At 65.5% G+C, this 1,862-nt stretch carries 3 protein-coding genes; 1 reads left to right on the plus strand and 2 read right to left on the minus strand.

Translation table 11 applies throughout. The features are described from left to right. Nucleotides 1–111 precede the first annotated feature (111 nt). Both ACWEVS_RS46235 and ACWEVS_RS46240 read right to left on the minus strand, forming a co-directional pair. Nucleotides 112–396, minus strand: a complete 285-nt coding sequence (locus tag ACWEVS_RS46235; RefSeq protein ID WP_452557612.1) for a hypothetical protein — start codon at nucleotides 394–396, stop codon at nucleotides 112–114. Nucleotides 397–569: 173 nt separating this feature from the next. Beyond that, the gene (locus tag ACWEVS_RS46240) at nucleotides 570–920 is read right to left on the minus strand and encodes a hypothetical protein (protein WP_452557614.1); all 351 of its coding nucleotides are present in this window, start codon (nucleotides 918–920) and stop codon (nucleotides 570–572) included. A 53-nt stretch (nucleotides 921–973) separates the two neighbouring features. Between ACWEVS_RS46240 and ACWEVS_RS46245 the strand changes: the two genes are divergently transcribed. Continuing rightward, nucleotides 974–1,726, plus strand: a complete 753-nt coding sequence (locus ACWEVS_RS46245) for a glycosyltransferase family 2 protein (RefSeq protein ID WP_452557616.1) — start codon at nucleotides 974–976, stop codon at nucleotides 1,724–1,726. Nucleotides 1,727–1,862 lie beyond the last annotated feature (136 nt).

The following is a 1,862-nucleotide window of genomic DNA, read 5'->3' on the forward strand; positions in this document are numbered from 1 at the left end:
CCAGTTCCCCAGCCCATTCACCCTGCACACAAGTGAGTCTGGCCTCGCATCATCTGAGGCGAGGCCACAACGCAAGATCTTCAGTGGTCTTCTAGTCGGGCATGTGGCGGTTCACGTCGTTGGCGAGTTCCACGAACCGGAACGGACGCCGAGCTCCTGCTGGACCTTCCAGGACAGGCACAACGGGTCGACGGGCAGGCAGTGCCCGCCGACTCCCAGCCCCGGGGTGAACCGTGTGAAGCCGAAGGGCTTGGTTGCGGCGGCGTCGATCGCCTCCCAGATGTTCACGCCGAGGGGAGCCGCCAGCGTCGCCATCTCGTTGACCAGGGAGATGTTGACGAACCGGAAGACGTTCTCGATCAGCTCGGCCATCTCGGCGACCCTCGTCCCGGACACCGGAACCGTGGTCTGAAAGATGCCATCGTAGAAACCCTTGATCGCATGGAGTGATTTGGCGTCGATTCCGGACACCAAGTTGGGTGTCCCCTCGAACGACCACCTCTTGTTCCCCGGAGCGATGCGTTTTGTTCCCCGGAGCGATGCGTTCGGGACTGAATCCAGCCAGGAAGTCATCCCCGACCCGGAGGCCCGCCGGGGCGAGCGTACTCGCCAAGGGTCCGGTCGCAGGACTCGATGTAGGTCAGGTCGGGCACGCCGTCTCGCAGTGGGGTCGGCACGGTGATCACCGCGATGTCGAAGCCGGCCAGCGCGGCGACGTCGGCGGTCGCGGAGTAGGCCCCGGAGTCCAGCACCGTGCGGAGCCGCGAGGAGGTCAAGTCCTCCACGTACGACTCACCGGCGGTGAGCCGGTTGATACGGTGCAGATCCACGTCGTAGCCGACGACGCGATGGCCCACCTCGGCGGCGCGCACAGCGAGGGGGAGTCCCACGTAGCCTTGGCCGGCGACGACGACATCCATGATGACTCCAAGCTGGGTAAGGGAGCAGCGCTGTGCCCCTGGTTTCTGTGGTGATGCCGGTACACAATTCGGCGGCCACGCTCGGGCCCTCAGTTCGGTCGGTGCTGGCGCAGACCCACACCGATCTCGAACTGCTGATCACCGACGACGCGTCCTCGGACGACTCGATGGATCTGCTGACAGAGCTGGCCCGGCAGGACGAGCGGGTCATGCCGGAGGCAGCGGCCCGGCAGGGGGGCGCGGCCCGGGCCCGGAACCTGGCCATCGAGCGGGCCCAGGGTGACTTCATCGCCCTTCTCGACAGCGACGACATGTGGCTCGTGACGAAGCTGGAGAAGCAGCTCGCCTTCGCCGCGACAGCCGGGACGCCCCTCACGTTCACCTCCTACTACAAGGTCGACGCCCTGTACGAGGGCGAGGCCGCCGACTTCGTCCCGAACGGGCGCGTCGTGTGGGCGCCTGAGCACGTGGACTACAGCGCGATGCTGGTCCAGGACCACATCGGCGCTCTGACCGCCATGTACGACCGCAGGGTGCTCGGGGCGAAGCTGATGCCGGACATGCCGAAGAGGCAGGACTACGCGCTCTGGTTGTCGATCATGCGGGACGGGACCCCCGCCCGGGCTCTGAGGGAACCCTTGGCGGTGTACCGGTCTCAGCGGGCCGGGTCGCTCTCGTCGAACAAGTTGTCGCTGGTCCAGTACAACTGGAATCTGTACCGTCGGCACGAACGGCTCTCAGTGGTCCGGTCGACGCGGGCTCTGGTCGGGGCGGCATGGCACTCGGTGCGGAAGTCGCACATCTAGTGTCATGCGCCTGAAATTCGGCGGATAAGTTCTTATCCTTGGCATATGGGAAATCCGGGCCCGTCGGCCGTAGAGATCAAGTTAACGAGCACGGAGCGAGTTCGGCTGCATGGTTTGACGGTGGATGCGTCGGGAC

It is taken from the genome of Nonomuraea sp. NPDC003754, from assembly GCF_053605785.1.

Bases quoted from the DNA above. Each gene is read 5' to 3' on its own strand.
- ACWEVS_RS46240 (WP_452557614.1), bottom strand. From the start codon at position 920: ATGGATGTCGTCGTCGCCGGCCAAGGCTACGTGGGACTCCCCCTCGCT.
- ACWEVS_RS46245 (WP_452557616.1), top strand. From the start codon at position 974: ATGCCGGTACACAATTCGGCGGCCACGCTCGGGCCCTCAGTTCGGTCG.